The 23,412-nt window shown below is 68.5% G+C and carries 17 protein-coding genes; 7 read left to right on the forward strand and 10 right to left on the reverse strand.

Going from position 1 to position 23,412, the window contains the following annotated elements:
- Positions 1-7: 7 nt before the first annotated feature.
- Positions 8-805 carry a glycosyltransferase family 2 protein gene (locus tag HQ314_RS07720; protein ID WP_027504586.1) on the forward strand — a complete coding sequence of 266 codons (798 nt, stop codon included), beginning with the start codon at positions 8-10 and terminating at the stop codon, positions 803-805.
- A 9-nt stretch (positions 806-814) separates the two neighbouring features.
- Positions 815-1,312, forward strand: a complete 498-nt coding sequence (locus HQ314_RS07725; protein WP_222631808.1) for a histidine phosphatase family protein — start codon at positions 815-817, stop codon at positions 1,310-1,312.
- Here HQ314_RS07725 and HQ314_RS07730 read toward each other — a convergent pair.
- Entirely contained in the window at positions 1,291-2,184 is an 894-nt protein-coding gene (locus HQ314_RS07730) for an SDR family oxidoreductase (RefSeq protein WP_027504584.1), read from the reverse strand. The genes HQ314_RS07725 and HQ314_RS07730 overlap by 22 nt on opposite strands.
- 153 nt (positions 2,185-2,337) lie before the next feature.
- Between HQ314_RS07730 and HQ314_RS07735 the strand changes: the two genes are divergently transcribed.
- From HQ314_RS07735 to HQ314_RS07745, 3 genes are all read left to right on the forward strand, one after another.
- Complete coding sequence (locus HQ314_RS07735) at positions 2,338-2,721, forward strand: VOC family protein (protein WP_222649758.1); 384 nt, start codon at positions 2,338-2,340, stop codon at positions 2,719-2,721.
- A gap of 182 nt (positions 2,722-2,903) precedes the next feature.
- The gene (locus HQ314_RS07740; protein ID WP_027504582.1) at positions 2,904-4,253 is read left to right on the forward strand and encodes an MFS transporter; all 1,350 of its coding nucleotides are present in this window, start codon (positions 2,904-2,906) and stop codon (positions 4,251-4,253) included.
- A 64-nt stretch (positions 4,254-4,317) separates the two neighbouring features.
- Positions 4,318-5,409: an endonuclease/exonuclease/phosphatase family protein gene (locus tag HQ314_RS07745; RefSeq protein WP_222649759.1), complete on the forward strand. Its 1,092-nt coding sequence runs from the start codon at positions 4,318-4,320 to the stop codon at positions 5,407-5,409.
- Between the two features lie 4 nt (positions 5,410-5,413).
- Here the strand turns inward: HQ314_RS07745 and HQ314_RS07750 are convergent, their stop codons facing one another.
- A complete protein-coding gene (locus tag HQ314_RS07750) occupies positions 5,414-6,376 on the reverse strand; it encodes an MsnO8 family LLM class oxidoreductase (protein ID WP_222649760.1) in 963 nt (320 codons plus the stop codon).
- A 205-nt stretch (positions 6,377-6,581) separates the two neighbouring features.
- Here HQ314_RS07750 and HQ314_RS07755 point away from each other — a divergent pair, with 205 nt between their 5' ends.
- Positions 6,582-8,165, forward strand: a complete 1,584-nt coding sequence (locus HQ314_RS07755; protein WP_222650060.1) for a GMC oxidoreductase — start codon at positions 6,582-6,584, stop codon at positions 8,163-8,165.
- On the opposite strand, the gene HQ314_RS07760 is transcribed toward HQ314_RS07755, so the two are convergent.
- Positions 8,162-9,799, reverse strand: a complete 1,638-nt coding sequence (locus HQ314_RS07760; RefSeq protein WP_222649761.1) for an alkaline phosphatase — start codon at positions 9,797-9,799, stop codon at positions 8,162-8,164. The two genes, HQ314_RS07755 and HQ314_RS07760, sit on opposite strands and share 4 nt — an antisense overlap.
- A gap of 99 nt (positions 9,800-9,898) precedes the next feature.
- On the opposite strand from HQ314_RS07760, the gene HQ314_RS07765 reads away from it, so the two are divergent.
- Entirely contained in the window at positions 9,899-10,225 is a 327-nt protein-coding gene (locus HQ314_RS07765; RefSeq protein WP_027504577.1) for a hypothetical protein, read from the forward strand.
- A gap of 16 nt (positions 10,226-10,241) precedes the next feature.
- Here the strand turns inward: HQ314_RS07765 and HQ314_RS07770 are convergent, their stop codons facing one another.
- From HQ314_RS07770 to HQ314_RS07800, 7 genes are all read right to left on the reverse strand, one after another.
- Positions 10,242-10,631, reverse strand: a complete 390-nt coding sequence (locus HQ314_RS07770; protein WP_222649762.1) for a VOC family protein — start codon at positions 10,629-10,631, stop codon at positions 10,242-10,244.
- A gap of 622 nt (positions 10,632-11,253) precedes the next feature.
- Positions 11,254-15,210 carry a DNA-directed RNA polymerase subunit beta' gene (locus HQ314_RS07775; RefSeq protein WP_027504575.1) on the reverse strand — a complete coding sequence of 1,319 codons (3,957 nt, stop codon included), beginning with the start codon at positions 15,208-15,210 and terminating at the stop codon, positions 11,254-11,256.
- Positions 15,211-15,307: 97 nt separating this feature from the next.
- Complete coding sequence (locus HQ314_RS07780) at positions 15,308-18,814, reverse strand: DNA-directed RNA polymerase subunit beta (RefSeq protein WP_027504574.1); 3,507 nt, start codon at positions 18,812-18,814, stop codon at positions 15,308-15,310.
- A gap of 440 nt (positions 18,815-19,254) precedes the next feature.
- The gene (locus HQ314_RS07785) at positions 19,255-20,025 is read right to left on the reverse strand and encodes a hypothetical protein (RefSeq protein WP_222649763.1); all 771 of its coding nucleotides are present in this window, start codon (positions 20,023-20,025) and stop codon (positions 19,255-19,257) included.
- 60 nt (positions 20,026-20,085) lie between these two features.
- Positions 20,086-20,832, reverse strand: coding sequence for a hypothetical protein (locus HQ314_RS07790; RefSeq protein WP_222649764.1), 747 nt, complete (start codon positions 20,830-20,832; stop codon positions 20,086-20,088).
- A 70-nt stretch (positions 20,833-20,902) separates the two neighbouring features.
- Positions 20,903-22,153 carry an MCE family protein gene (locus HQ314_RS07795; protein WP_027504573.1) on the reverse strand — a complete coding sequence of 417 codons (1,251 nt, stop codon included), beginning with the start codon at positions 22,151-22,153 and terminating at the stop codon, positions 20,903-20,905.
- Entirely contained in the window at positions 22,150-23,412 is a 1,263-nt protein-coding gene (locus tag HQ314_RS07800) for an MCE family protein (protein WP_222631822.1), read from the reverse strand. Before HQ314_RS07800 ends, HQ314_RS07795 begins: the two co-directional genes overlap by 4 nt.

Genomic DNA, 23,412 nt, shown 5'->3' on the forward strand with positions numbered 1-23,412 from the left:
TGCTTACATGACTTCGGTGGCCGTGGTGACCATCGTGTCGGGTCGCGCGGGGCACCTCGCTGCGCAACGCCGCGGTCTCGCTCGCTCGACACGGCGAGCCGATCTGCACGTCGTGGTGTCGATGGGTGACCCGACGGTCGTGGACGCCACCGCCGTCGTTCCCCGCGTCGGCGACGCGCTCCCCCTGGCGCGGGCGCGCAACGAGGGTGCCCGCCTCGCCCTCGAGGCCGGTGCCGATCTGCTGATCTTCCTGGACGTCGACTGCATCCCGAGCCGCGAGATGATCGACCGGTACGTCCGTCGTGCGCGCGACGGAGCCGTGCTGTGCGGGCCGGTCACCTACCTGCCCGAGGTCTCCGGTGGGTACCCGGACGACCTGGACGGATGGACGAATCCCCATGCGGCACGCCCGAATCCGGCGCCGGGGCACGTCGAGATCGGAACGAACTGGGATCTGTTCTGGTCGCTGTCGTTCGCGGTCACGTCGGCGACGTGGCACACGCTCGGGGGGTTCTGCGAGGACTACACGGGCTACGGCGGCGAGGACACCGACGTCGGCCGCGTCGCGGAACGATCGGGGCTGGATCTGCTGTGGGTCGGCGGAGCGCACGCGCACCATCAGTGGCACCCCGTGTCCTCGCCGCCGATCGAGCATCTCGACGACATCGTGACCAACGCCGCCATCTTCCACGGTCGATGGGGACACTGGCCGATGATCGGGTGGCTGAACGCTTTTCGCGAGCGCGGCGACATCGACTGGACGCCCGAGGGCAGCAGCATCGCTCGCCGCCCGGTCGGGCACTAGCATCGAGCGATGTCCGACACCCACACCCTGATCCTGATGCGCCACGGCAAGTCCTCGTACCCGGACGGGGTGGACGACCACGACCGGCCGCTCGACGAGCGGGGCCGTCGCCAGGCCGCCGCGGCCGGCGACTGGATCCGGGCGAACGTCGGCGCCGTGGACGCGGTGATCTGCTCGACGGCGACGCGTACTCGCCAGACTCTCGAGCGCACGGCCGTCGACGCGCCGGTGCGCTTCGAGGGCACCGTCTACGGGGGCTCCCCCGACGACATCGTCCGCGAGATCATCGCGACCGACGACTCGGCGGCAACCGTGTTGGTGGTGGGCCACGCACCCGGAATCCCCTTCACGGCACTGGAACTCGCCGACGATCAGGAGTCGGACGCGGCGGTGTGGATCCGTCGGGGCTACCCCACCTCCGCGCTGGCGGTGCTGGAGTTCACCGGCGACTGGTCGGATCTCGGGCCGGGGCGCGCCCGCCTGACTCACGCGCTCCGCGTCGACTGACCCTCCACCACAGCGCGATTGCGCGCGCTCTCCGAGCGACCCAGCGCCTTCACCTCGGCGTCCATCTTCGGCAGGATGCGCGGCACGTGGCGCAGCGTCGTGGCCTCACCGAGCCGAGTGGTGAGCACGGAGCGCACCCACCCGATGCCGCCCACGATCCCGGGAACGTAGACCCGGCGTGACCGCCGCTCCACCGCGCGGACGAAGGCATCGACACACGCCTCGACCGGCAGGGTGCGGCCGAGCGGCCAGGGCAGCACGGACAGCAGATCCTGGAACGCGGTGAGGTCGGACTTGGCGTCCTGCACCAGTGGAGTGTCGATCCACGCCATGTGGGCGGAGCCGACGTCCACACCCTGGTACTTCACCTCGAGGCGCAGGGCGTTGGCGAAGTGTTCGGCTCCCGCCTTGCTCGCGTTGTACGACGCGAGGCCGGGGCACGCGGTGAAGGCCGCGAGCGACGAGACGACGAGCACGTATCCCTTGCGCTCGATGAGCGAGGGCAGCGCCGCGCGGACGGTGTGGAAGACGCCCGTGGTGTTGATGTCGATCACGCGCTTGAACGTCTCCGGATCGACGTTGAGCACCGACCCGTAGCTCGAGATGCCGGCGTTCGCGAGGACCACGTCGATGCCTCCGAATCGCGCGATTCCCGCGTCCACAGCGGCCTGCATGTCCGCCAGATCCCGTACGTCGGCGCGCACCCCCACGGCGACGTCGCCCAGATCGGCCACGAGTGCCGTCAGCGGCGCCTCGTCCACGTCGGTCAGCACCAGCTTCGCGCCCTTGGCCGCGAGAGCCCGCGCCGTCGCCTCGCCGATACCGCGGCCCGCGCCGGTGATGAGCACGACCTTGTTGCGCACGCTGACCATGTGAGTCCTCCTGACGACGAATGTCCGGTCACAGTACCTGTGACCGGAGATGACACCTACTGTTCCTCGGAATCGGCGGCGCATTGCGGACCGTGATCGTCCTCGATCGGGAGCAGAATCTCGGTCATCATCCGATACGAGGAGAGGCCGACCATGACCGCCACGCACCCGCTCACCATGGAGATCCAGCTCGTCATGCTGCCCGTCACCGACGTGGACCGCGCGAAGGAGTTCTACACGCGCATCGGCTTCCACGCAGACCACGACGCGAGTCCGTTCCCTGACATGCGCTACGTGCAGCTGACCCCACCCGGTTCCGCGTGCTCGATCGCGATCGGGAGGAACATCACCTCCGCCGCACCCGGATCCGTCGAGGGCATGCTCGTCGTCGTGCAGGACGCGCAGGCCGCGTACGAGATGCTGCTGTCCGCGGGCGTCGAGGCCACCCCGGTGAAGGACGAGGGCTGGGGGTTGTTCACGTACTTCGCCGACCCGGACGGCAACAGGTGGGCGGTGCAGCAACTGCCGGTGGGCTGACGCCCCCGTGCGCCTTTCGCGCATCCAGGGATACGCAAAAGGCGCACGGGGGTGACGGAGCAAGAGTCCGGGCGGGCCCGATGGTGGGTCCGCCCAAGCTTCTCCCGACAACGGCACCCGGGCGTTTCGCCGGAATAGGCTGCGCCCGAATCGGCAGGCGCGCCGGTCGGACGGGGGCGGCAGTGACGGAGACCGAGAATCGGACCGAGCGGGGTGCGGCGGCGACGCGGGCACCGCGGTGGCGCACGATCGGGGCGCGGCGCGACTCCCTCACCCTCCCGTACGGGTGGGGACCCGCGATCGTGCTGGTGCTGGTCTCCCTCGTAGACCGCATAGAGTTCAGCCTGGTCGCCGCCGTGCTGCCGCAGCTGCAGGCGGAGTTCGGGTTCGGCGACACGGCGGCCGGTTCCATCCCCACCGCGGCCGCCGTCGCCGCGGGCCTCCTCGCGATGCCCGCCGCCTACCTCGCCGATCGCCACGACCGCGGCCGCATCATCACCGTCGTCGTGTTCCTGTGGGCCCTGGCGACGGTCGGTTCCGCGCTCGCTCCCACCTTCGCCGTCTTCTACCTGGTGCGCATGGGCCTCGCCGCCGCCGAGGCCATCGACAACCCGGCCAGCGCCAGCATGCTCGCCGACTTCCACCCACCCGCGACCCGCCCGACGGCCTTCGGGTGGTGGCGGACCGCGGCCTACCTCGGCGGCGCCGGCATCGTGCTGGGCGGAGTGCTCGCCGAGTGGCTCGGGTGGCGCGGCGCCTTCCTCGTCATGGCGATTCCCGGTGTGGTGGTCGCCGTCCTGATGTCACGCGTGCGCGAGCCCGAACGGGGGTACGCCGACAGACTGGCCGCGGGCAGCGCGGACACGCCTGCGCCGGAGGCCACCACCGACCCGATGCCGGTCCAACTCCGCCGCGTCGCACCGATCCGGACGCTGTGGTTCACCGGCGGCGCGCTCACCGTCATGAGCCTCGCGGTCGGTGGCCTGACGTTCTGGGTGCCCAGCCTGTTGCAACGCCGATTCGGCCTCGGCGAAGCGGCCGCCGCGTCCGCGGGCGGTGGTCTGACACTGATCGGCATCGTCGGCGGCACGCTCGTCGGATCCCTGCTCACCCGGCGAACCCTGTTCTCGACGCCGTCGCAGTGGCGCGTCCTGGTGGGCGGCACCGGAATCCTGCTGGGCACCGCGGCCATGGCCGGGGCGTTGGCCTCCGAGAGCTGGCTGCCCTTCACCGTGCTGCTCACCGTGTTCGGCTTCTTCACCGCCTGGGCGATCCCCACGCTCACCTCGTGCGTCGCCGACGTGCTCGCCCCGCGCGACCGCGGACTGGGTTACGGACTGCTGCAGATCGCCGCGACCGTGGGCGGCGCCGTCGGACCGCTCCTCGTCGGCGCGGTGTCCGACGCGTACGGCTCCCTCACCACCGGCATGGTCCCGCTGCTGCCCCTGCTGCTGATCGGGGGCGTGCTCGCCCTCTGCGCCTACCCGTACGTGTCGCCGGACGCGCAGCGGGTGCTGGACGGCGTGGCCTGACGCGCCCCTGCCCGCCCCCTCGTGTTCGCCCGTCTGTCAGGGCGGCGCGATAGCGTCCCGCACCATGCGACTCACCCGCGTGCTTCTCGCCGCGTCCGTCCTGACGATCACCGCCTGCAGCGCGCCTGCCGCCGACGAGCCGCCCGGTGACCCGCGCACCGTCCGCGTCGCGACGTACAACGCCAGCATGAACCGCCCCGCCGCCGGTGATCTGGTCGCCGCGCTGCGGTCCGGAACGGATCCGCAGATCCGGTCGGTGGCCGACGTGGTCCAGCACAACGCCCCGGACATGCTGCTGCTCAACGAGTTCGACTACTCCGACGGCGCCGTCGACCTCTTCCGCGACAACTACCTCGCCGTCGGCGACGCACCGATCGACTACCCGTTCGCGTACACGGCGCCCGTCAACACCGGCGAGCCGTCCGGGCTCGACCTCGACGGGGACGGGCGGTCCGACGGACCGAACGATGCCTGGGGCTTCGGGCAGTTCCCCGGCCAGTACGGCATGGTCGTCCTCTCGAAGTTCCCCCTCGACGCCGCCGCGGTCCGCACGTTCCAGACCTTCCGCTGGGCCGACATGCCCGACAACCTGCTGCCGCGCGAGTACTACGGCGCGAACTCGGACGCCCTGCGCCTGTCGAGCAAATCGCACTGGGACGTGCCCGTGGACATCGACGGGCGGGTGATCCACCTGGTCGTCTCGCACCCCACGCCGCCCTCCTTCGACGGGCCCGAGGACCGCAACGGCCGACGCAACCACGACGAGATCCGGCTCACCGCGGACTACATCGCCGGCGCCGACTACCTCGTCGACGACACCGGACTCGCCGGCGGCCTGCCGAACGGTTCCTCGTTCGTGGTGTTGGGGGACCAGAACAGCGATCCGGTCGACGGGGACTCCTATCCGGGCGCCATCGCGCAACTGCTCGACAGCCCGGCGCTGCAGGACCCGGCGCCCACCTCGCCGACCGCCGGCACCGACACGGCGGACTTCGCCGATCCCGTGCCGGGTGATCTGCGGGTGGACTACGTCCTGCCGAGCACCGATCTGACGGTCACCGGGTCGGGGGTCTTCTGGCCCGCGCGCGGCGAGCCGGGCGCCGAGTTGCTGTCGGCGAGCGATCACAGACTGGTGTGGGTGGACCTGCAGGTCTGACCCGTCAGCGCAGCAGTGCGGCCAACGCCTCGTCGGACGCACGCAGAGCGTCGCGGTCGAACGTCGATGCCGAGGACAGGATCTCGTCGGCGCCGGTGCGGTCGACGAGGTCCTCGAGCCGGCGGCGCACCGTCGCCGGACTGCCGTGCACGCTGCCGTCGAGCGAGCGCTGGGCCGACTGCCGGGCCCGCGGGGTGAGTCCGTCGGGCATCTCGGTGACCGCCCGCAACGGTGGGAACTCCCCGGTCCGGCGGGAGTCCGCCATGGCCACGGCCTCCGCCATGGCGAGACGGCGGGCCTCGGCGTCGGTGTCGGCGACAAGGACGTCGAGCGACACCGTCACGGACGGCTGCGCCGCGAAGGCCGACGGAACGAACTCGCGTCGATACGCCTCCAGTGGAGACAGGTCACCCGTGAGCATCGGACCGCCCACCACGACGGGAAGCCCGCGCTGCGCGGCGATCGCGAGCCCGTGACCCGTCGCGAGAACGTGGATCGGGATCAGTCGCTCGGGCGCGGGCTGCACGGTCACCGGACCGGTGCCGAGCAGGAAGTCCTGCAGATCCGCGAGGTCGTCGGCGAAGCGCTCGGCGTCCTCGGTGTCCGCCCGCAGCACCTTGCGTATCGGCGGAGTGAACCCCAGCGACCGGCCGACACCGAGGTCGACCCGGCCGGGACACAGTGCGTCGAGCATCGCGAACTGCTCGGCGACGACGATGGGCGAGTGGTTCGGCAGCATGACGCCGCCCGACCCCAGCCGAATCCGCGACGTCGCCGCGCCGATCGCGGCGAGCAGCACCGCGGGTGAGCCGCTCGCGATGCCGGGGACGGCGTGATGCTCGGCCACCCAGAACCGCTCGTAACCCGCCGCCTCGGCCCACCGCGCACGCTCGATCGTGTCCGACACCGCGGCGGCGGCAGACCGATCGGTGCGGGTACGGGAGCGATCGAGAAGGGACAGACGCATACTCTGAACAACCCTCGCGGGAGTCGCCCTGTTCCGCCCCGACCCGCCCGATAAACCGGCACAGAGATTGGTAACAGTCATACAATCCGGTCGAGTGGTTCCATCACATGCACCATTCACGGGAGACTGACCATTCGACTGTTCTCGATCGATGGTGGGTGTGCACGTGAAGCGCAGGCAACTGCTGCAACTGGCCGCAGCAGGAATGGTGGGCCTCGCGGTCCCGCCCGCGATCACCCGGTCGACGGCGTCCGCACTCCCGCTCGGCGTCCCCTCGATTCGGAACCTCTTGCCCGAACTGTTCGCCGACCCTCCGCGTCCACCGGACCACTCACCCGCCCTCGTCATCGGATCGGGCTTCGGAGCCAGCGCCGCGGCGTTGCGGCTCGCGCAGGCCGGTACGTCGGTCACCGTGCTCGAACGAGGACTCCGCTGGCCGCGCGATCCGTTCCGCGACATCTTCACCGCCGACATGACGGCCGACGGGCGCGGCCTGTGGCATCAGCGCTCGTTCACCAACCTCACCGGCATGCCTGTCGGGCCCGTCGACTGGTTCAACGGCGTCCTCGACACCACGCGATACGAGAACCTGTCGGTGTGGCGTGCAGCCGCGGTGGGCGGCGGCTCGGTCGTCTACACGGGCGTCAGCATCGCCCCGGACAAGCGCTTCTTCGATCTCTCGTTCGGTGGCCGCGTGGACTACGACGAGATGGCGTCGCAGTGGTACCCCAAGGCTCGCTCGGTGCTCCGGCCGTCGACCATGCCCGACGACATCTACTCCTCCCCCGGGTTCGCCCACTCGAGGACGTGGGACGACCACGCCCGCCGCGCCGGTTTCGACCCGCAGCGCGTCGACGGAGGCTGGAACTGGAACGTGCTGCGTGACGAGATGTCGGGTCGGTCCCGGCCGTCCGCCACCGTCGGTTGCAGCACGTTCGGCAACTCCAACGGCGCGAAGCACGACCTGACGCAGAACTACATCCCGCAGGCCGAGGCCACGGGCAACGCCGTGGTGTGTCACAGCCACGAGGTCGTCGCCATCGGCACCGAGAGCGGTGGCCGCTACCGCGTGGAGGTGCGGCGCCTCGATCCCGAGGGCAACGTACTCGAGACGCGCACGCTGACCTGCGACTCGCTGATCCTCGGCGCAGGATCCATCGGCACCACCGAACTGCTGGTCCGCGCACAGGCCACCGGCACGCTTCCCGAGCTCAACGAGTTCGTCGGACGCGGATGGGGCACCAACGGCGACGCCTTCATGACGCGCTCGCTCGGCCCCATCGGCGGTGGACCGCAGGGGGCGCCGTGCGCCTCGCGCATCGTCGACGACACGGGCATGCCTCTCAGCGTCGAGAACTGGTACGTCCCGGGCGTTCCCACCGAGATGGGTTTCCTCGGATCGCTCGGTATGACCATCGACCCGCTGCGGGCCGATTTCCGCTACGACCGTGCGACCGACGGAATGAGCTTGACCTGGCCCAAGGGCGGCAGCCGCGACACCGTCGAGGCACTGCGCGCGGTGCAGAACCGGATGGCACAGGCCGGCCGCACCGTCGTCTCCGCCGAGCCGTTCACTCGCGACGTCGACGACACCTTCACCGCGCACCCCCTCGGCGGTGCGGTCCTGGGCGACGTCACCGATGCGTACGGACGAGTGAAGGGGCACCCCGGCCTGTACGTCATGGACGGAGCTCTCGTTCCCGGCAGCACGGGTGCGGCCAACCCGTCTCTCACCATCACCGCGCTCGCCGAGCGCAACATCGCAGCCGTCATCGCCGCCGGAGGCTAGGCGAGGCCGATCTCCGGCCGCCCCTCCGGCACTGTCACGGTCGCTGCCGTGCGGACCGGCGCGCCGGGAATCGAGATCGCGTCCAGGACCCGGACCTCGGACCGCCACTCCGTCGGCGTCAGCGTCGCACGCAGGTAACCGCGTCGGGCATTGCCGAATTTGACGTGCGGTGACGCGGCCGCGATGTCCGCACCGGCCGTGTCGATGTCCGCACCGTCCTTGCCCGAGGCGATGGAGGTCGACGCGATCTCGACGCCCACCACCGGGGCGGAGTCGTCCTGATAGTCGCGGCGCAGTTCCGACACGATGGTGCGGTGGATGTCGCCCACGATGGACGCGAGGGTGATCCCCCGGTCGCGGGCGCCGTCGAGGATGCGGTGCCGTGACGCCTCGTACCCACTCCACGGGTCCATCCCGACCTTCCGCTCGCCGTCACTGATGCGGGCGAGGTCGGAGATCACCGTCTGGTGCGCGAGGAACTTCCACGTGGCGCCGGACCCGAAGCCGTCGAGGATCCACTTCTCCTGTGCCGCTCCGGTGATGGTGCGACTCGGGTCCGCGGTCTCCGCGTTCTGCGCGTGTTCGCCGTCCCCGTTGGCCTGATCGCTGCGGTACTGCCGGGTGTCGAGCACCGAGAAGTCCACCAGGTCACCGAAACTGAAGCGGCGGTACGCCGTCAGATCCGGCCCCGTCGATCGCTGGGCCATCCGCACGGGAGTGTTCTCCCACCACGCCTTGAACGCATCGGCGCGGCGCAGGAGGAACACCCGCGGATCACCCGCAGGATCGCCGGAAGCGGCGGTCTCGGCATCCTGGCTGATCGCCCCGGCCCAGTTGTTGTCCACCTCGTGATCGTCGAAGGTGGTGATCCACGGCGCCGCTGCGTGCGCCGACGCCAGGTCGGGATCCGACTTGTACAGCGCGTACCGATCGCGATAGTCGTTCAGTGCCAGCGTCTCTCGTCCCGCGGACTCGGGCCGTGGCTGCGACGCGCGGGCGCCTGTACCTTCGATCGCGTACTCGTAGATGTAGTCGCCGAGGAAGAACACGACGTCCGGGTCACTCGCCGCGAGATCGGCATAGGCGCCGTAGAACCCGTCCTCCCACTTCTGGCACGACGCCCACGCGAACGACAGTGACGCAAGGGGTGATCCCGGTGCGGGCGCCGTCCTCGTCCGTCCGACGGTGCTCACGTGCGGACCGACCATGAAGCGGTAGAAGTACTCTCGCGCCGGAGCCAGACCCCGCACGTCCACGTGCACCGACCAGCCGTCCGCATCGGATGCCAGTTCGATGCCCTGGCTCACCGTCCGCCCGAACCGTTCGTCCTCGGCGATCTCCCACCGCACCGGCACCACACCCGGCCGCATACCGCCGACCGGAGCGAGTGGGTCGACCGCGAGACGAGTCCACAGCACCACCGAGTCCGGAAGCGGATCGCCCGACGCGACGCCGAGGCGGAACGGGTAGTCGGCCGGGGTGCCGCGTTGCGGCTGCGCGTGCGCCGTCGCGCTCGACAGTTCCGGTGTCATCGCGAGCGCACCCACCAGTGCGGTCCACGTGAGGAACGAACGACGCGTGGTGCCGGCACGCAGAGAACGATCGGCACCGATGACGAGATCACGACGGCTCATGGACCGAACGGTGCCCCTCGAAAGGAAACTCCGTGTGGATCGGAGACGACGCGCGCGAGGACTCGCGCTGAAGCCACCCGAATCGGGTACGCAGTCGACATGGACGACAAGCGAGAGATGGGCAGACGCGACGTCGAGAAGCGGTGGCGCGATCCGCGCGCGATCCGGCACGCGGCCACGTACGACGGGGCAGTGATCGGCATCGCTGCCGTCGCGGTGGCCGTGTTCCTCGCAGCGGGCGCGTCCAGCGTCGCGATCGCTGCGCTCGTCCCGGGTGTCTGTCTGCTCGGTGGGATCGGCGCACTGTGGATCGGCTACCGCTCCTACCGCCACGGCGGGACGTGGCCCGTCTGGCAGGGCGCCGCCTGGCTGCTGTTCGCGCTGATGCTGGTGAGCTTGTCCCTCCCGACCCTCGCTCTGCGCTGAGCCGGGAGGGAACGGATCACGCCTGCACGACGGTGATGACGTTGCCGTCGGGATCCTTCAGCATGAACATCGGCGGCACGTTCGGATCGTCGTCCTCACCGAGCGGTTCCATGTCGACGCCGCCGATGGCACTCAGACGTGCGTGTTCCGCGCGGACGTCCGCGGTCTCCACCCCGATCGCGGAACCTCCCGGCGTGTCGTACATCGGCGGGTTCAGCGCCAGGCGCGCCGTGGACCCCGGCGGCGCCACCTCGAGCCAGCGGTACTCCTCGTTCGGCCCGAAGCGGGTGTCACCGCGCACCTCGAACCCGAGCACGCGGGTGTAGAAGTCGAGGGCCTTGTCCTGATCGGCAACGGTGAACATGGCCACGCCGATGTTCGTGATGGTGCTGGGAGTCTCGGTCATACAGATGCCGACTCCGCGGTGGCCCGGAACTCATCGCGGTGACCTGGCGGTGCGGTGCGCCAGGCCCGGCGCCGCGCGCAGCGCCCGGTGCTGCGCGCACCCCACAGCCTGCGCAGAACCCCGCGCGGTGCGCCCGGCACGACGCGCACCAGAGATCCGGGGCGCCGGACCGTCGGCAACCCGCCGGACCTTCCGCGCGCAGCGCCCGGTGCTGCGCGCACCCCACAGCCTGCGCAGAACCCCGCGCGGTGCGCCCGGCACGACGCGCACCAGAGATCCGGGGCGCCGGACCGTCGGCAACCCGCCGGACCTTCCGCGCGCAGCGCCCGGTGCTGCGCGCACCCCATAACCTGCGCAGAACCCCGCGCGGTGCGCCCGGCACGACGCGCACCAGAGATCCGGGGCGCCGGACCGTCGGCAGCCCGCCGGACCTTCCGCGCGCAGCGCCCGGTGCTGCGCGCACCTCATAGCCTGCGCAGAACCCCGCGCGGTGCGCCCGGCAGCCCCAACCGGCCGGCACGGTGCGCCCGGCACGATCAGCACCCGGCACCCCCGAACACAGAACAGCCCCGCACCCCACCGAAGTGGAGTGCGGGGCTGGACTTGTCTGTCGCGCTACCGGCTAGCGGTAGTCGCCGGAGAAACCGTAGTCGTCGAGCGGCACTGCAGCACCGGTGTTCTGGCCGAAGCCGTCCGCGCTGTAGTACTGATCGTCGTACGACGGCACCGCGTAGGCCGCGGCACGTGCTTCCTCGGTGGGCTGAACCGTGATGTTCCGGTACCGGTTGATGCCGGTGCCGGCGGGGATCAGCTTTCCGATGATCACGTTCTCCTTGAGACCGATGAGCTTGTCCGAGCGGCAGTTGATCGCCGCGTCGGTCAGCACTCGGGTGGTCTCCTGGAACGACGCCGCGGACAGCCACGAGTCGGTCGCCAGCGATGCCTTGGTGATACCCATCAGCACCGGACGTCCGGCCGCGGGCTCGCCACCCTCGGACACGACGCGACGGTTGCTCGACTCGAACTCACTGCGCTCGGTCAGCGATCCGGGCAGGAACTCCGTGGAGCCCGAATCGATGATGGTCACGCGGCGGAGCATCTGACGAACGATCGTCTCGATGTGCTTGTCGTGGATGGACACACCCTGGCTGCGGTACACCTCCTGGACCTCGTTGACGAGGTGGATCTGCACCTGGCGCGGGCCCATGACTCGCAGGACCTCGTGGGGATCGGCAGCACCTTCCATGAGCTGCTGACCGACCTCGACGTGGTCACCGTCCGACAACAGACGCTCCGTGCCGTCGTCGTGCTTGAAGACACGCAGACGCTGACGCTTGGAGAGCTTGTCGTAGACGACCTCTTCGCCGCCGTCGTCCGGGACGATGGTGATCTTGTAGAAACGGTCACCGTCCTCGAGCTGGATGCGACCCGAGACGTCCGCGATGGGCGCCTTGCCCTTGGGCACACGAGCCTCGAAGAGCTCCTGCACTCGGGGCAGACCACCGGTGATGTCGTCGCCGGCCACACCACCCTGGTGGAAGGTACGCATCGTGAGCTGCGTGCCGGGCTCACCGATCGACTGTGCCGCGACGATACCGACGGCCTCGCCGATGTCGACGAGCTTGCCGGTGGCCATGGAACGGCCGTAGCAGGTGGCGCAGACGCCGGTTCCGGTGGTGCAGGTGAGCACCGAACGGACCTTGACCGACGTGATGCCCGCTGCGAGCAGCGCGTCGATGGCCGGGTCGCCCAGGTCGTGTCCACGCTCGACGATGACGTTGCCGTCGGCGTCGACCGCGTCGGCGGCCAGGGTGCGGGCGTACGTCGAGGTCTCGACGTGCGCGTCGCGGATCATCGAGCCGTCGGCCAGCTTCTCCGCGATCACCGTGGTGATGCCGCGCTCGGTGCCACAGTCGGTCTCCCGAACGATGACGTCCTGCGAGACGTCGACCAGACGACGCGTCAGGTAGCCCGAGTCGGCGGTACGAAGCGCCGTGTCGGCCAGACCCTTACGAGCACCGTGCGTGTTGATGAAGTACTCCAGGACCGTCAGGCCCTCCTTGAAGGAGGACTTGATCGGGCGCGGGATGAACTCACCCTTCGGGTTGGTCACCAGACCCTTCATGCCGGCGAGCGACCGCACCTGCGTCATGTTTCCGGCTGCGCCGGACTTCACGATCATCGGGATCGGGTTCTCGTCGGGGAAGTGGGCCTCCATGGCCTTACCGACCTGCTCGGTGGCTTCCTGCCAGATCTTGACCAGGGCCGAGTTGCGCTCGGTCCGGTCGAGAGCGCCACGCTGGTACTGCTTCTCCAGGCGGTCGGCCTGAGCCTCGAACTCCTCGAGGATCTGCGGCTTCTCCGGCGGCACGAGGACGTCGGAGATGGAGATCGTGACACCCGATCGCGTGGCCCAGTAGAAGCCGGCGTCCTTGAGCTTGTCGACGGTCTGCGCGACCACGATCATCGGGTACCGCTCGGCGAGATCGTTGATGATCGTCGCCTGGCGCTTCTTCGGCATCTGCTCGTTGACGAACGGGTAGTTCGTCGGGAGCAGCTCGTTGAAGAGCACGCGGCCCAGCGTCGTCTCGGCGGTCCAGGCATCGCCCGGGGTCCAGCCGTCGGGGAACAGCTCCGCCTCGATCTCGCGCGACGGACGCTGCTGCGTCAGACGCACCTTGATCTGCGACTGCACGGTCAGGACGCCGCGATCGACGGCCATCTGTGCCTCGGCCGGGCTGGCGTAGATGCCCAGCTCCGCCGAGTCGGACGTCGAGGCCTGGAACTCGCCCAGAGCCTTGTCGTCGAGACGCGTCAGGTGGAACAGACCCGTCACCATGTCCAGACGCGGCATGGCGAGCGGTCGGCCCGATGCCGGCGACAGGATGTTGTTCGACGACAGCATCAGGATGCGCGCCTCGGCCTGCGCCTCGGCGGACAGCGGCAGGTGGACTGCCATCTGGTCACCGTCGAAGTCGGCGTTGAACGCCTCGCACACGAGGGGGTGCAGCTGGATGGCCTTGCCCTCGACCAGCTGCGGCTCGAATGCCTGGATGCCCAGACGGTGCAGCGTCGGTGCGCGGTTCAGCAGCACGGGGTGCTCGGCGATGACCTCTTCGAGGACGTCCCACACCTGTGCGCGCTGACGCTCGACCATGCGCTTGGCCGACTTGATGTTCTGCGCGTGGTTGAGATCCACCAGACGCTTCATCACGAACGGCTTGAACAGCTCGAGTGCCATGAGCTTCGGCAGACCGCACTGGTGCAGCTTGAGCTGCGGTCCGACGACGATGACCGAACGGCCCGAGTAGTCGACGCGCTTGCCGAGCAGGTTCTGACGGAAACGACCCTGCTTGCCCTTGAGCAGATCGGACAGCGACTTGAGCGGGCGGTTGCCCGGTCCGGTGACCGGACGGCCGCGACGACCGTTGTCGAACAGGGCGTCGACCGACTCCTGCAGCATCCGCTTCTCGTTGTTGACGATGATCTCGGGAGCACCGAGGTCGATCAGTCGCTTGAGGCGGTTGTTGCGGTTGATGACGCGGCGGTACAGATCGTTGAGGTCGGACGTCGCGAAACGTCCACCGTCGAGCTGCACCATCGGACGCAGCTCCGGCGGGATCACCGGCACGGCGTCGAGCACCATGCCCATGGGCGAGTTGCCCGTGGACTGGAACGCGGCGACGACCTTGAGACGCTTCAGCGCACGGAGCTTCTTCTGGCCCTTGCCACTGCGGATGGTCTCGCGCAGGCTCTCGGCCTCGGCCTCGATGTCGAAGGTCTCCATGAGCTTCTGGATGGACTCCGCGCCCATCGCACCCGTGAAGTACTCGCCGTAGCGGTCGATCAGCTCGCGGTAGATGAGCTCGTCGACGATGAGCTGCTTCTTGGCCAGCTTGGTGAAGGTGGTCCAGATCTCCTCGAGACGATCCAGCTCACGCTGCGCGCGGTCACGGAGCTGACGCATCTCGCGCTCGCCACCGTCCTTGACCTTGCGACGGACGTCGGACTTGGCGCCCTCCGCCTCGAGCTCGGCGATGTCTGCCTCGAGCTTCTGCGCACGGGCCTCGAGGTCGGCGTCACGCTGATCGGCGACGGCCTTCTTCTCGACCTCCATCTCGGCCTCGAGAGTGGAGAGCTCGTTGTGGCGCAGCTCGTCGTCGACCGACGTGATGACGTAGGCGGCGAAGTAGATGATCTTCTCGAGATCCTTCGGCGCCAGGTCCAGCAGGTAGCCGAGGCGCGACGGAACACCCTTGAAGTACCAGATGTGGGTGACCGGTGCGGCCAGCTCGATGTGGCCCATGCGCTCACGGCGCACCTTGGCGCGAGTCACCTCGACGCCGCAGCGCTCACAGATGATGCCCTTGAAGCGCACGCGCTTGTACTTGCCGCAGTAGCACTCCCAGTCGCGAGTAGGTCCGAAGATCTTCTCGCAGAACAGGCCGTCCTTCTCGGGCTTGAGCGTGCGGTAGTTGATGGTCTCCGGCTTCTTGACCTCGCCGTAGGACCAATTGCGGATGTCGTCCGCGGTCGCGAGACCGATGCGGAGTTCATCGAAGAAGTTGACGTCCAGCACGTCGTACTTCCTTTCCCCTTCTCAGGGATAGTTTTCTGCTGCTACGAGTGATCGGGGGTGGGCCGGCGCGAGTCCCCTCGCGCCGGCCTGTCACCGATTACTGCGCGAGATCGTCGACGGTCGCGGACTCGTTGCGGGACAGATTGATTCCCAGGTTGGCCGCGGCACGCTCGAGATCCTCGTCGTCGCCGTCCGCCATCGTGATGGCCGCGCCGTCCGAGGACAGCACCTCCACGTTCAGGCACAGCGACTGGAGCTCCTTGAGGAGCACCTTGAAGGACTCGGGGATACCGGGCTCCGGGATGTTCTCGCCCTTGACGATGGCCTCGTAGACCTTCACGCGGCCGACCACGTCGTCGGACTTGATGGTGAGGAGCTCCTGCAGCGTGTACGCAGCGCCGTAGGCCTGCATGGCCCAGCACTCCATCTCGCCGAAGCGCTGTCCACCGAACTGCGCCTTACCACCGAGGGGCTGCTGCGTGATCATCGAGTACGGACCGGTCGAACGAGCGTGGATCTTGTCGTCGACGAGGTGGTGCAGCTTGATGATGTACATGTAGCCCACGGAGACCGGGTACGGGAACGGTTCGCCGGAACGGCCGTCGAACAGGGTGGCCTTTCCGTCCGCGCCGACCATGCGCTCGCCGTCGCGGTTCGGGATCGTGCTCGCCAGCAGGCCGGTGAGCTCGTCCTCCTTCGCACCGTCGAACACCGGGGTGGCAATGTTGGTGTCCGCCTCGGCGGCCAGCATCTCCTCGGGCAGCGTCGCGGCCCAGTCGGGTCGGACTCCGTCCGCAGCCACCTGAATGTTCCATCCGGTCTTGCCGATCCAGCCGAGGTGAGTCTCGAGGATCTGACCGATGTTCATACGACGCGGGACGCCGTGCGTGTTCAGGATGATGTCGACCGGGGTGCCGTCGGACAGGAACGGCATGTCCTCCTGGGGGAGGATCTTGCCGATGACGCCCTTGTTGCCGTGGCGGCCGGCGAGCTTGTCGCCGTCCTGGATCTTGCGCTTCTGGGCCACGTAGACGCGGACCAACTCGTTCACGCCGGGAGGCAGATCGTCGTCGTCCTCGCGCGAGAACACGCGAATGCCGATGACCTTTCCGTTCTCGCCGTGCGGAACCTTCAGAGACGTGTCGCGGACCTCGCGGGCCTTCTCGCCGAAGATGGCGCGCAGCAGGCGCTCCTCCGGGGTCAGCTCGGTCTCGCCCTTCGGCGTGACCTTTCCGACCAGGACGTCGCCGTCACGAACCTCGGCACCGATACGGATGATGCCGCGCTCGTCGAGATCGGCGAGGACCTCGTCCGAGACGTTCGGGATGTCACGGGTGATCTCCTCGGCACCGAGCTTGGTGTCGCGGGCATCGATCTCGTGCTCCTCGATGTGGATCGAGGTCAGGACGTCCTCTTCCACGAGGCGCTGCGACAGGATGATCGCGTCCTCGTAGTTGTGGCCCTCCCACGGCATGATCGCGACGAGCAGGTTCTTGCCCAGCGCCATCTCACCGTTCTCGGTGCAGGGACCGTCGGCCAGGACCTGGCCGGCCTCGACCCGTGCGCCCTCGTCCACGATCGGACGCTGGTTGGCACAGGTGCCCTGGTTCGAGCGCGCGAACTTGCGCATCCGGTAGGTGTTGCGAGTGCCGTCGTCCGCCATCACGGTGACGTAGTCGGCGGACACCTCCTCGATGACACCGGACTTCTCGTTGACGATGACGTCGCCGGCATCGACAGCGGCACGCAGCTCCATACCGGTTCCGACGAGCGGAGCCTCGCTGCGCACCAGCGGCACGGCCTGACGCTGCATGTTCGCGCCCATCAGCGCGCGGTTGGCGTCGTCGTGCTCGAGGAACGGGATCATCGCCGTGGCGACCGAGACCATCTGCCGAGGCGAGACGTCCATGTAGTCGACGTCCATCGACGAGACGAACTCGACCTCTCCACCCTTACGGCGGACGAGGATCTTCTCGTCGACGAAGCGACCCGAGGTGTCGATGGACGAGTTGGCCTGCGCCACGACGTGGCGGTCCTCCTCGTCGGCGGTCAGGTAGTCGACGTCGTCGGTGACCTGTCCCTCGACGACCTTGCGGTACGGCGTCTCGATGAAACCGAACGGGTTCACACGGGCGTACACCGAGAGCGATCCGATCAGGCCGATGTTCGGGCCTTCCGGGGTCTCGATGGGGCACATGCGGCCGTAGTGCGACGGGTGGACGTCGCGGACCTCGAGGCCGGCGCGCTCACGCGACAGACCGCCGGGGCCCAGCGCCGACAGGCGGCGCTTGTGCGTCAGACCCGACAGCGGGTTGTTCTGGTCCATGAACTGCGACAGCTGCGAGGTTCCGAAGAACTCCTTGATGGCAGCGACCACGGGACGGATGTTGATCAGGGTCTGCGGCGTGATGGCCTCGACGTCCTGGGTGGTCATCCGCTCGCGGACCACACGCTCCATGCGGGACAGGCCCACGCGGATCTGGTTCTGGATCAGCTCGCCGACCGTGCGGAGACGACGGTTGCCGAAGTGGTCGATGTCGTCGACCTCCACGGGAACCTCGACGCCGTCGGGTGCCGTCATCGACTTCTCGCCCGCGTGCAGACGCACGAGGTACTCGATGGTGGCGACGATGTCCTCTTCGGTCAGCGTCGACGCCTCGATGGGCAGACCCGAGTTCAGGCCCAGCTTCTTGTTGATCTTGTAGCGACCCACGCGTGCGAGGTCGTAGCGCTTCTCCTTGAAGAACAGGTTCTCCAGCAGGGTCTGCGCGCTCTCCTTCGTGGGCGGCTCGCCCGGGCGGAGCTTGCGGTAGATGTCGAGCAGCGCCTCGTCGGTGCCGGCCGTGTTGTCCTTCTCCAGCGTGGCCATGAGGATCTCCGAGAAGCCGAAGCGCTCGGTGATCTGCTCGGTGGTCCAGCCGAGTGCCTTGAGGAGCACGGTGACGGGCTGACGACGCTTGCGGTCGATGCGGACACCGACGGTGTCGCGCTTGTCGACGTCGAACTCGAGCCAGGCGCCGCGGCCGGGGATGACCTTGACGCTGTGCAGATCCTTCTCGGTGGTCTTGTCGACGGCGTGGTCGAAGTAGACACCCGGGGAACGCACGAGCTGCGAGACGACGACGCGCTCGGTGCCGTTGATGATGAACGTGCCCTTGTCGGTCATCATCGGGAAGTCACCCATGAAGACCGTCTGGCTCTTGATCTCACCGGTGTTGTTGTTGATGAACTCCGCGGTGACGAACAACGGCGCCGCGTAGGTCATGTCCTTGTCCTTGCACTCGTCGATCGAGGCCTTGACCTCGTCGAAGCGCGGATCGGAGAAGGAGAGGGACATCGAGCCGGAGAAGTCCTCGATCGGAGAGAGCTCCGTCAGGATGTCCTCGAGACCGCCGCTGCGAGAGCTGTCGCCACGTGCTTCCGCACGTGCGCGCCACTCCGGCGTGCCGACGAGCCACTCGAACGAATCGGTCTGAAGATCGAGCAACCCCGGTACTTCGAGGGGTTCGCGAATCTTCGCGAACGACACCCTCTTCGGGGCTCCGGGAGTTCCGGCGTTTTCCTTGGACTGGGTGGAGACTGCCAAGATGCGTCCTTCCAGCACCTCACGCGGGCCGCTTCGTGCACTGCGCGACCGTCGCTAATCTGCTTCTTTGTGTGGGAACTTCGCTGGTCACTACCCGTACGAAGTCCTCGCTCAGCAGAGATCGACAGACGTGTCGATTCAGGCAAAGTCTGGAAGTGGACAGGAGGCACCCAGCGCAACGTCCAAAAGTACCCCAATGCGGCGGATATGGCAACCGCGTCCGCGCGGGGAGCGCGCTCGGCCCGGAGACTGCACGGGCCGTGATCCACGAACTGCCGTACGCCCCTGCCCGTCGATCCCGGCGCCCGGTGCCTCCATTTGCTCCGGCGTCGTTCTCGATCATGGCAGCGGGGTCGCACCCGCGTTCGATGAATCCGGTAATCAGAGTGGACTCCCGAAGCCCTCGCGTCAAGAGCGAGAGCGGCGTTTCGTCCCCCGAATCCGCTCGACGCGGGCGATCAGCGGTTGTCGATGGTCGCGAGCAGCCACTTTCCGTCGACACGTTCCATGGTCACCGAGACCGGCGTCTGCACCGTTCCCTGGTCGACCGTGTCCTGCGTCGCGGCGATGTCCATGCTGGCCAGCAGCTCGGCCCGGTCACCGTCGAGCAGTGACACCCCGATGTCGGTGACCGTGGCGGTCGTGGTGGTCTGCGTCTGGATGACGCCCTGCTTGGTCTGCTCCGCGGTGGAGTCGTACTCCCCGCGGCGCTCGTCGTTCAGCACCGCGCGGGCGGCCGCCTGATCCTGGTCGATCGTGTCGAACTTGTAGCTGAACACCGTCTGCAGGGCGTCGCGCCCGGCCGACGTGACCTCGAGTGTGGCCGGAGTGTCGACCCATGCCTGGTTGCTCACCTCGGACGTACCGGGGCGCACCACGGCGAGGAGCGCGATCACGGCGAACACCACCGCGAGTGCGGCGAGCAGCATCGTGCGGGGGGTCCACCAGGCCGTGCGGCCGGCGGGGGCGCCGTCGTCCGCCTCGGTCGTCTCGGTCGTCTCGTCCACGACCGAGTCCGTGGCCGCGCTGTCGACCGCAGCGGTGTCGGCCGACGACTTCGACAGGTCGACGGTCGAGGCCGCGCCGGTGGACGTGCTCGTGTTCTCGTTCTCGATCGCGTCGCCGCCCGCGGGGGGCGCCGTGGAGCGTCCGGCGACCTTGGGTCGGCGAACGCTGCCGGCGGGGACACGGGGAGCGCCTGTGGGGGGTCTGCGGCGTGCGGGGGGCATAGGGAGAACTCCTGGCTGGTGCGAGGCGAGCGGGACGGACGGCGTCGTGACAGCGAGGTGTCACTGACCGCCGTCGGTCGGCGCGGGAGCGGGATCGACGGGCGCGGCGGGGTCGACCGGGGCTGCGGGGTCGACCGGGGCTGCGGGGTCGGTGGCGGCGGGATCGGTGGGTGCAGCGGGATCGCCCGTCGCAGCGGGTGCGCCCGGGACCTCGAGGGGGATGCGCTGCCCGATGGGCTGGATACGCGTGGCCTTCCACGTGCCGTCCACGTCCTGCAGTTCGAGACGCAGGGTGCTCTGGTACCGCTCGTTGCCGTCCGGCTTGGTGGTGTCGGTGGTGAGGACCACGAGCGACTGCGCGGTGCCGTCGTCGGAACTGAACCCGACGAGCGACGCGTGCTGCACCGCCGCGGTGGTGACCACACCGGTCTCCGCGAACTGCTGGCGGAACTGATCCTTGGTGTCGTTCAGACCGTTGGTGAGTTCGTCACCGGTGATGGAGGACTCGATGTCGGCGAACGTCTTGTCCAGATCGTTCGAGTCGACGGAGTTCAGGTTGATCGCCGCCTGCCGGGCGCCGGCGAGGGCGTCGTCCCGCAGGGAGGCGTCCGAGGACTCCTGGTACGCGAGGAACCAGAAGATGCTCAGCACGACGGCCGCGATCAACGTGATCGCGGCGGCCGCGGCAGTCACCGCCGTGGCGACCGGAGACGTGCGCGGCGCCGGTGCGGGCGTGGACTCGGACGTGCCGTCACCGGTGTCGGTGCCGTCGAGGTCCGGGTCGGAAGGAGAGGTGGTTGGCGTCACAGCAGACACCCTACTTGAGGGTAACTTCTCGCTGCCATCACCGCGCACCTCTCCTCACCCGACTCGACGGTCAGGGGCGGACCGTCACACCGAGCAGTGCGGCCAGCTGCGTCGCGATCGGGTTCAGATCCAGGGGGTCCGGCGCGACCTTGGGCTTGTCGTCCCACGGCTGCACCGTCTGCGGATCGGCGAAGCGCACGCTGTTTGCGCCGCGCACTCCCGTCAGGGATCCCTGCGGCACAGTGCAGTTCGCGTCGAGGTTCAACGGGAAGTCCTGCTGCGTCGGATCGAAATCGGGATTCTTGGCGTACTCCGCGTCGAGGATCGCCTGCGTGCCCTCGTAACCCTGGGTGCACGACGGCGGGTTGTTCACCTCGAGCGCGATGCCGAAGTGAATGGTGCCGTCACCCGGACTCGCCGAGTTCGCTCCCTGCGCCAGGGCCGGGAGGAACTGGAGCAGCGGACGCAGTGCGAACGTGCGCGGGCTCAGTGCACTGGTCACACCCGCGAGGTTCGTCAGGTTGGTCGTCAGACCCGGGCCGGCCTGGTCGACGAGCGCGCCGACCTGGTCGCTGGCGGGAAGCCCGTTGTCGATCAGTCGTCGGATGTCCGGATCGCTCGACCGCAACTGCGCGGTGACCAGATCCAGATCCGAGCTGAACTGCTGAATGGACGACGACTGCTCGGACTGGGTGTCCAGCACGACGCGGCTGTCGCGGATCAGCGTGAGGGTCTGCGGCAGGTTGGCGAGACCGTCCTCGGAGAAGCTGTCGAGCGAGGTGACGAGCTGCTGCAGTGAGTCACCCGTGCCGGCGAAGCCGGTACCGAGCTCGGTCACCACGGTGTGCAGATCGTCGACCGGCACGGAGTCCGCGAGCGTCTTGACGTTCTTGAGCAGGCTCTCCACCGGCGTCGGGATGGACGTGTCGTCCTGCAGGATGACGTCGCCGTCCTGCAGGAACGGGCCCTGATCGGTGCGCGGCTGCAGATCGACGTACTGCTCACCGATGGCGGAGCGGTTGGCCACCACGGCGATGGTGTCGGCCGGGACGTCGGGAGCGCTCTTCTCGAGCTTCAGTTCGACGTCGACGCCCTGCTCGGTCAGCTTCAGCTCACCGACGCGCCCCACGGGAATGCCGCGGTACGTCACCTCGGCGTTGCTGAAGATGCCGCCGGAATCGGCGAACTGACCGGTGACCGTGTACTGGCCGAAACCGAACAGCTGGTCGACGCGCACGTACTTGGCACCGACGTACACCAGGCCGAGCACGGCGATGACGACGAAGAGGATCAGCTGTGTGCTGACCAGCTTGGATCTCACTGTCCACCTTCGTTCTGAGGAACGATCCCGAACTGCTGCAGGATGCCGTCCAACGGGTTCGCCGACGGTGCGGCGGCGGGTACACCCGGCGCCGGGGTCGGCGACGGGATGATGGGCGGCAGAGGCAGCAGCGAGATGGTCGGGAAGGAGTTACGCGGGCCGTTGCCGTTGTAGTACGGGTTCGACGGATCGACCCGCGGCTTGGGATCGCCGTTGCGGGGCGCGCTGTAGATCGGGTTGCCCTGGCCGACGCCCAGCGCGGTGAGCTGATTCCCGATCTGCAGATCGACGCTGAGGAACAGGTTCACCGCGTTGCCCTGGGTGATCTTCTCGACACCGTCGGGGAACGGGAACGTAGGCACGAACGCGAGGTCCGTGATCAGCTCGTCGCCGTAGGTCGAGAGCTCCTGCAGGGTCGGGCGCAGTGCGCGCAGGTCGGCGATCAGATCGTCCTTCGACCGCTCGATGACGTCGGTCCCGACCTGCCCGAGGCGATCGAGCTGACCGAGAAGCTGTGTCAGCTGCGGACGCTGCTGTTCGAGCACCTCGGTGGCGACCGGCAGATCGACGAGGATCCGGTCGATCTTCTCGGTCTGCTGGTCGAGCGTGCCGGTGAGGACGTCGAGACCGTCGATCGCGCGCGTGATGTCGGCCTTCTGATCCTCGAGGCCGCCGATGAGCGAGTTGGCCTCCTCGAGCAGGTTCCGCACCCGGTCCTCGCGGCCGCCGAGCGCGGTGTTCAGCTCCTTGACGATCGGAGCGAGCTGCGCGACGCCGCCGCCGTTGAGCAACATCGACAGCGCGCCGAGCACCTGCTCGATGTCGGTGGCGTGGCGGGTCCGCTCGACGGGGATGGTGTCGCCCGAGGCGAGGCGCGCGGACGCCGCGTCGTCGGCCGGAACGCTGAGCTGGACGAACTTCTCGCCGAGCAGGTTGGTCTGCTGGACGGACGCCATGGCGTTGGCCGGCAGGTCCACGGACGAGTCGACCTCGACCTCGACGTCGGCGATCCACGAGTCGTTCGGCACGGAGACCGAGGTGACCCGACCGACCTGGACACCGTCGACCTTGACGGTCGACTGCGGAACCAGGTCCAGCACGTCGTCGAACTGCAACGTCAACCGGATCGGATCCGACCCGACGTCGGCACCGCCGGGCAGCGGGATCCCGTAGATACCGCTGGATCCGCAGGCACTGAGCGTCACGGCGACGACGCAGGCACCGGAGGCGGCCATCAGGCCACGCGAGCGCACTCTCAT

It is taken from the genome of Rhodococcus sp. BP-332, from assembly GCF_019836065.1.
GTDB lineage: Bacteria > Actinomycetota > Actinomycetes > Mycobacteriales > Mycobacteriaceae > Rhodococcoides.

Coding starts and splice junctions, on each gene's coding strand:
- HQ314_RS07720 (WP_027504586.1), top strand. CDS start 8: ATGACTTCGGTGGCCGTGGTGACCATCGTGTCGGGTCGCGCGGGGCAC.
- HQ314_RS07725 (WP_222631808.1), top strand. CDS start 815: ATGTCCGACACCCACACCCTGATCCTGATGCGCCACGGCAAGTCCTCG.
- HQ314_RS07730 (WP_027504584.1), bottom strand. CDS start 2,184: ATGGTCAGCGTGCGCAACAAGGTCGTGCTCATCACCGGCGCGGGCCGC.
- HQ314_RS07735 (WP_222649758.1), top strand. CDS start 2,338: ATGACCGCCACGCACCCGCTCACCATGGAGATCCAGCTCGTCATGCTG.
- HQ314_RS07745 (WP_222649759.1), top strand. CDS start 4,318: ATGCGACTCACCCGCGTGCTTCTCGCCGCGTCCGTCCTGACGATCACC.
- HQ314_RS07750 (WP_222649760.1), bottom strand. CDS start 6,376: ATGCGTCTGTCCCTTCTCGATCGCTCCCGTACCCGCACCGATCGGTCT.
- HQ314_RS07755 (WP_222650060.1), top strand. CDS start 6,582: ATGGTGGGCCTCGCGGTCCCGCCCGCGATCACCCGGTCGACGGCGTCC.
- HQ314_RS07760 (WP_222649761.1), bottom strand. CDS start 9,799: ATGAGCCGTCGTGATCTCGTCATCGGTGCCGATCGTTCTCTGCGTGCC.
- HQ314_RS07765 (WP_027504577.1), top strand. CDS start 9,899: ATGGACGACAAGCGAGAGATGGGCAGACGCGACGTCGAGAAGCGGTGG.
- HQ314_RS07770 (WP_222649762.1), bottom strand. CDS start 10,631: ATGACCGAGACTCCCAGCACCATCACGAACATCGGCGTGGCCATGTTC.
- HQ314_RS07785 (WP_222649763.1), bottom strand. CDS start 20,025: ATGCCCCCCGCACGCCGCAGACCCCCCACAGGCGCTCCCCGTGTCCCC.
- HQ314_RS07800 (WP_222631822.1), bottom strand. CDS start 23,412: ATGAGAGTGCGCTCGCGTGGCCTGATGGCCGCCTCCGGTGCCTGCGTC.